This window comes from Streptomyces sp. NPDC051940 (genome assembly GCF_040680895.1).
Classification (GTDB): domain Bacteria; phylum Actinomycetota; class Actinomycetes; order Streptomycetales; family Streptomycetaceae; genus Streptomyces.
In genome coordinates this window covers 1-5923 of sequence record NZ_JBFAXR010000238.1, presented here as the reverse complement: position 1 = coordinate 5923, position 5923 = coordinate 1, and the positions used below count along the sequence as shown (strand labels likewise).

Here is a 5923-nt window from a genome sequence, read left to right as displayed (position 1 = left end):
GGCCGCAAAAAACACGGAGCCCCCGCAAGGTGATGATCACCTTCCGGGGCCTCCGGTCAGTAGCGGGGACAGGATTTGAACCTGCGACCTCTGGGTTATGAGCCCAGCGAGCTACCGAGCTGCTCCACCCCGCGTCGTTGTGGTGACAACACTACCACGGCGACGCGGGGCGGATTCACGCCCCAGCTGCCGGCGACGGCGCCGGCGCTATTGCTGGCCCTGTTTCTTGCTCGCGGCCTCGGCCCTGTCGAGGGCCGCCTTCAGGTCCTCCTGGGCCTTGGCGTACCCCTCGAGGTCCTTGCGCGCGAGCGCGTCCTGGCCGGCGTCGTACGCCTCCAGGGCGTCCTGCATGGCCGCCTCCAGCGTCTGGTTCGCCGGTGGCTGCTTGGGTGGCTGCTCCGGCTGCTCCTCGCCGGGCGTGCTCGGCGGCTTCGCGCCGAAGATCACGTCGAGCGCCTGGTCGAGCGTCGGCTCGAAGGCCATCTTGTCGCCGTACCGGACGAGCACGGACTTCAGCAGCGGCAGGTCGACCTGCTTGCCGCGGATGTACACCGGCTCGATGTACATCAGCCCGCCGCCCAGCGGCACGGTCAGCAGATTGCCGTACTCGACCTCGGAGTCGCCGCCCTTGAGCAGCCTGATCTGCTCGGCGATGTTCTTGTCCGAGTTGAACTTCGACTGCACCTGTTTGGGTCCGTCGGGCGGGTTGCTGGACGGCAGTTTGAGGATCCGGATACTGCCGTAGTCCCCGCTGCGGGCGTCCGCGTCCACCGCCATGAAGGCGCCGAGGTTGTCGCGCCCGGCCGGGGTGAACGTGGTGGTCAGCGAGAAGACCTGGCTGTCCTGGCCCGGCATCTGCATGCTCAGGTAGTACGGCGGGACCGCGCTCTGCTCGCCGCGCTCGCGGGTGGGGTCGTTGGGCACGGCCCAGCGCTCACTGCCCGAGTAGAACTGGTTGGCGTTCTCCACGTGGTACTGCGTGAGCAGCTCGCGCTGCACCTTGAACAGGTCCTGCGGGTAGCGCAGATGGTCCATCAGCGAGGCGCTGATCTCCGACTTCGCCAGCACGGTGCCCGGGAACGCCTTCTTCCAGGTCTTCAGCACCGGGTCCTTGGTGTCCCACTCGTAGAGCTTGACGTCGCCGCTGTACGCGTCGACCGTCGCCTTCACCGAGTTGCGGATGTAGTTGACCTTGTTCTCCTGGGCGATGACGGCCCGCTGGTCGTCCGCCGTGGTGAGCGAGTCGGACGTGGTGTCGCCCAGCGTCGTACGGGACGAGTACGGATAGCCGTTGATCGTCGTGTAGGCGTCGACGATCCACTGCACGCGCCCGTCGACGACGGCCGGGTACGGGTCGCCGTCGATCGTCAGCCAGGGCGCGACGGCCTCGACGCGCTCCTTGGGCGTGCGGTTGTACAGGATCCGCGAGCCCTCGCCGATGGCGCCGGAGTACATGATCTGCGGCTCGCTGAAGGAGACCGCGTAGGCGAGGCGGTTTATCGGGTTGGAGAGGCTGACACCGCTCTTGGCGGTGTAGCTGTACTCGACCTCCGCGCCGCCGTCCTTGACGTAGTCGATCTCCTTCTGGGGACCGCCCACGATCGAGTACTGGTTGGTCTTCTCGCCGTAGTAGATCCGCGGCTCGTACTTTCCGAGGTCGCCCGTGGGCGGCAGGTCGGACTCGGTGTAGTCCGGGCCGCCGGTGGCGGTCACCTCGTCGCCCTTGCCGGCCACCATGCCGAAGCCGTGCGTGTACTTGAAGTGCTGGTTGATCCAGTTCTTCTGGCCGGGGACGCCGTCGACGTTCAGCTCACGCAGACCGACGACGGTGTCCTGGGTGCCGTACCGGTCCACGTCGAGGGTCGCCGGGAACTGGTAGTACTGCCGGACCTGCTGCTGCTGCTGGTACGTGCCCGAGACGATGTTCGGGTCGAGCAGCCGGATGTTGGCGGTCTTGTCGACCTCACCGCGCAGCGCCGAGTCGGCCTCGTCGCCCTTGCCGCTGTAGTCGTCGACCTGGGCCCGGTCGATGCCGTACGCCCTCTTCGTGGCCTCGAGGTTCTTCTCGATGTACGGCGCTTCCTTGGCCTGCTCGTTCGGCTTGACCTGGAAGTTCTGCACGATCGCGGGGTAGAGGCCGCCGATCAGGATGGCGGACAGCGCCATCAGGCCGAGGCCGATCAGCGGCAGCTGCCAGGTGCGCCGCCACAGGGTGGCGAAGAACAGCAGCGAGCAGATGATGGCGATGACGAAGAGGATGGTCTTGGCGGGCAGGTACGCGTTGGCGTCCACGTACCGCAGACCCGTCCAGGAGTCCTGGGTGCGCAGCTCGTTCGACTTCACCGCGAGCCCGTAGCGGTCGAGCCAGTACGCGACGGCCTTCAGCGCCACGAAGACGCCGAGCAGCACCGCCAGATGTCCGGTGGCCTGCGAGGTGGCGCGGGCGCCCGGGCTGGAGATGCGCAGCCCGCCGTAGAGGTAGTGCACCAGCGCGGCGGCGATCAGCGACAGCACCACGGCGGCGAAGCCGAAGCCCAGCAGGAAGCGGTACCAGGGCAGGTCGAAGGCGTAGAACGAGACGTCCTTGTGGAACTGCGGGTCCTCCTGGCCGAAGGAGACGCCGTTCACCCACATCAGCCAGGTCCGCCACTGCCCGGCCGCGGAGGCGCCCGAGATCAGGCCGACGAGCAGCGAGATCCCGATGAGCAGCCACTTCTTGTACGGGGCGATGTTCATCCGGTAGCGGTCGAGGCTCTCCTGCTCCAGCGACATCGCGGAGAGCGGCGGCCGCAGCCGGTGGGCCAGCCAGATGTTCAGGCCCACGGCGGCCGCCATCAGTCCGCCGAAGACGAAGAACAGCCCGATCTTCGTCCACAGCTGGGTGGTGAAGACCGAGGAGTACTTGACCGAGCGGTACCAGAGCCAGTCCGTCCAGAAGCCGGCGAACATGACGAAGAGAATGGCCAGCACCGCCAGCGCGCCCAGCGTCATCAGCAGGGTCCGCATGCGCCGGGACGGCCGGCCTAGATTGATCCGTGGCCCCGACGGGCCTGAGCCGCGGTCCGGCATCTGGAAAGCCAAGGGTGCGCACCTCGAGAGTGATGGATGTCGTCGTCTGTGTGCTTGTGCGTTTGTGATGCTGCCGTTCGGGCCGCGCTGCGACACAGATGGGCCCACTGGTGCAACTTACTCGCGCTTTACCTAGTTCCCGAACGCGGGGCGGAACCTCCGATAGGGGAGGATGGCGAGTATGTCCAACCTTCCCACCGACGGCACGGCATTTGCGGCAAGCCCCCTCACGCGTGCCGTGCTGGAGATCGACGAGTACGCGGCGGGGTTCGGCTGGGATCAGCCGGTCCGCCTGTTCGCCCTGGTAGACACCGCCAAGCTGCGGGTGCAGGAGCCGCAGCTCGCGGCCCAGCTGGGGCTGGACGGGCCGGGTGACCCCGCGTCCGCCGCACTCACGCCCGTAGAACAGCAGGAGCTGCCGGCGGACCAGCCGCTGGACGAGTTCCTGGCCACCGTTGCCTGGCCGGACGCCGTGACCGGGTGCGCGCTGACCGTGGAGCGGCTGATGCTGCCGCCCACGGCGGAGAACGCGCTGCCCACCGGTCTCGACGACGCGGCCCTGGCGAAGTGGGTGGCCCGCCACCCGGAGCGGCAGGAGGTGCGGATGACGGTCGCCGTCCTGCGCGACGGCAGCCGCGAGTGCGCGCTGCGGCTGCGCGAGAAGGACTCGGCGACGGAGGTGCTGACGGGCGGCGACCTGGTGCCGGGGCTCGTACAGGCGCTGTCGGCGACGTTCGAGGACTGAGCCGCGGGCCGGCCGTACGAGAGCCGTACGGCCGGTCTTCCGTCAGCTCTTCGCGCAGGTCTTGAGCGCGTCCGTATCGCCGCTGCGGATGTCCTCCAGCGCGCCCAGGGCGTCGTCGATCGTGGACACCTCGACCAGCGTCAGGCCGTCGGGGGTGTCGCGGGCGGCGGACTTGCAGTTGGCCTTCGGGGTGAGGAAGTACTCCGCGCCCTGCTCGCGGGCGCCGATGGTCTTCAGCTCCACGCCGCCGATCGGGCCGACGTTGCCGTCGTCGTCGATGGTGCCCGTACCGGCGATGAACTTGCCGCCGGTCAGGTCCTCCTCGGTCAGCTTGTCGACGATGCCGAGGGAGAACATCAGGCCCGCGCTGGGGCCGCCGACGTCGGCGAGCTTGATGTCGATCTCGAACGGGAAGGCGTGGTCCGAGCCCGCCTGGATACCGACCATGGCCCGCTTCGGGTCGTCCGGGGCCTTCATCGTCGTGATCGTGACGTCCTGCTCGCCGCCGCTGGGCCTCCGGCCCGCCTTCTTCGCCGCCTCGACGCGCTTCGCGGGGATCACGGTGAAGGTCGTGTCCTCCCCCGGCTCGTGCTTCGTCACCAGTCCGGCGACGTCGGCCGGCGCGTTGACCTTCTGCCCGTCCACCGCGACGATCTCGTCGCCGGCGTGCAGCCTGCCCTCGGCGGGGCTGTCCCCGACGACCGTGGCGACGTTCACCCAGGACTGGACCGGGATGTCCAGCTCCTTCAGCGCGGCGACCTTGGCGCTCTCCTGGGAGGCGGTGAACTCCTCGGCGTTCTCCTGGTCGACCTCCTCCGCGGAGCGGTCGTCCGGGTAGAGGGTGTCGTGCGGCACGACGGCGTCGTTGCCCGAGACCCAGCCCGTGAACGCCTCGAGGAAGCTCATCCGGTAGTCCGAGCCCGTGACGCGGACCGTCGTCATGTTGAGGTTCCCGGTGGTGGGGTAGGTCTTGCGCCCCTCGATCTGCAGTACCGGCTCGCCGCCGTGCTCACCCAGCGTGTTGACCGTGGGTCCCGGCGACATCTCGGCGTACGGCGAAGGGGTGAGCGCCATGACGAAGACCAGGGTCATCAGGGTCAGCGTGGCGGCGAGCAGCGTCGCGGTGCGGCGTGGCATGGGGTCGACAGTACGGGACGCCTACGCGGCTCCGGAACTGGAGTGCGATCCGGAGTGGGTGCGCTCCATCGCCTCGCGGAAACGCTCGTACCCCTGCAGTTCGGCGTTGTCCCCCATGGTCTTGTCGCGCGTGGCCCATCCCGCCCATATCGCCGCCGCTCCGGCGGTCACCACGGGGATCACCAGCCATGCGATAGCGGCCATCCAGTGCTCCTTGTTTCCCAGCTGCTCCGCCGAGCAGTCAACCCGTCCGTCAAGGCAACGCTCCGGCCTCGGCGGGGGTTACGCAACTCGTGGGATCCCCGCCCGCCGCTCCCCGCTCCCGTCGCCGGGGGTCGCCCCGTCAGGCGCCCACCCACTCCTCGGAGCCGTCGGAGAACCGCTGGTGCTTCCAGATCGGCACCTCGTGCTTCAGCGTGTCGACGAGCTTGCGGCAGGCGTCGAACGCCTCGCCCCGGTGGGGGCAGGCCACGGCGGCGATCACCGCGATGTCCCCGATCCCGAGGTCACCGATCCGGTGGAGGACGGCGAGCGCCCGTACGGGGTACTCCGCGGCGACCTTCTCGGCGATCCGGCGCATCTCCGCTTCCGCGGTGGGGTGGCAGGAGTAGCCGAGGTTCTCGACGTCGGCGCCGCCGTCGTGGTTGCGCACGGTCCCCACGAACAGGGCGACGCCTCCCGCGGCCGCGTCGCCGACGGCCGCGTACACCTCGTCGAGGGACAGCGGGGTCTCACGGATCCCGATCAGCCGGATCGGCTCGTCGGCGCCCCGCTCACCGGGGTGGTCGTGGTTGTGTGCCATACGACACATCCTGCCTGACGCTTCGCGGTGACGGGTTGCCGGGGCACGCCGCGCCGTGCGCGCCCCTGCGGCCGCGGGAGCGCTGCGCGGGCCCACCCGCCGTGGTCACCCCGGCCGCCCCGGGTGCGGGGCCGCTGCGCCCGCCCGTGCCGCCCCCTGGCGGCCCAGCC

5 protein-coding genes and 1 tRNA gene are annotated in these 5923 nt (G+C 69.3%); 1 reads left to right on the top strand and 5 read right to left on the bottom strand.

Features of this window, described 5'->3' with window-relative positions; translation table 11 throughout:
- Positions 1-60: 60 nt before the first annotated feature.
- Positions 61-134, bottom strand: a tRNA-Met gene (locus AB0M28_RS39705).
- A 73-nt stretch (positions 135-207) separates the two neighbouring features.
- Positions 208-3069, bottom strand: coding sequence for a UPF0182 family protein (locus tag AB0M28_RS39700; protein ID WP_365415586.1), 2862 nt, complete (start codon positions 3067-3069; stop codon positions 208-210).
- A gap of 181 nt (positions 3070-3250) precedes the next feature.
- Here AB0M28_RS39700 and AB0M28_RS39695 point away from each other — a divergent pair, with 181 nt between their 5' ends.
- A complete protein-coding gene (locus tag AB0M28_RS39695; protein WP_365415584.1) occupies positions 3251-3814 on the top strand; it encodes a PPA1309 family protein in 564 nt (187 codons plus the stop codon).
- Positions 3815-3856: 42 nt separating this feature from the next.
- On the opposite strand, the gene AB0M28_RS39690 is transcribed toward AB0M28_RS39695, so the two are convergent.
- The 3 genes from AB0M28_RS39690 to AB0M28_RS39680 form a co-directional block, all read right to left on the bottom strand.
- Positions 3857-4951 (bottom strand): PDZ domain-containing protein, encoded by a 1095-nt coding sequence (locus AB0M28_RS39690; RefSeq protein ID WP_365415582.1) that lies wholly within the window; start codon positions 4949-4951, stop codon positions 3857-3859.
- A 21-nt stretch (positions 4952-4972) separates the two neighbouring features.
- Complete coding sequence (locus AB0M28_RS39685) at positions 4973-5155, bottom strand: hypothetical protein (RefSeq protein WP_365415580.1); 183 nt, start codon at positions 5153-5155, stop codon at positions 4973-4975.
- Positions 5156-5294: 139 nt separating this feature from the next.
- On the bottom strand, positions 5295-5753 hold the full coding sequence (locus AB0M28_RS39680) for a molybdenum cofactor biosynthesis protein MoaE (RefSeq protein ID WP_365415578.1): 459 nt from the start codon (positions 5751-5753) through the stop codon (positions 5295-5297).
- Positions 5754-5923 lie beyond the last annotated feature (170 nt).

Bases quoted from the DNA above. Each gene is read 5' to 3' on its own strand.
- AB0M28_RS39690 (WP_365415582.1), bottom strand. From the start codon at position 4,951: ATGCCACGCCGCACCGCGACGCTGCTCGCCGCCACGCTGACCCTGATG.
- AB0M28_RS39685 (WP_365415580.1), bottom strand. From the start codon at position 5,155: ATGGCCGCTATCGCATGGCTGGTGATCCCCGTGGTGACCGCCGGAGCG.
- AB0M28_RS39700 (WP_365415586.1), bottom strand. From the start codon at position 3,069: ATGCCGGACCGCGGCTCAGGCCCGTCGGGGCCACGGATCAATCTAGGC.
- AB0M28_RS39695 (WP_365415584.1), top strand. From the start codon at position 3,251: ATGTCCAACCTTCCCACCGACGGCACGGCATTTGCGGCAAGCCCCCTC.
- AB0M28_RS39680 (WP_365415578.1), bottom strand. From the start codon at position 5,753: ATGGCACACAACCACGACCACCCCGGTGAGCGGGGCGCCGACGAGCCG.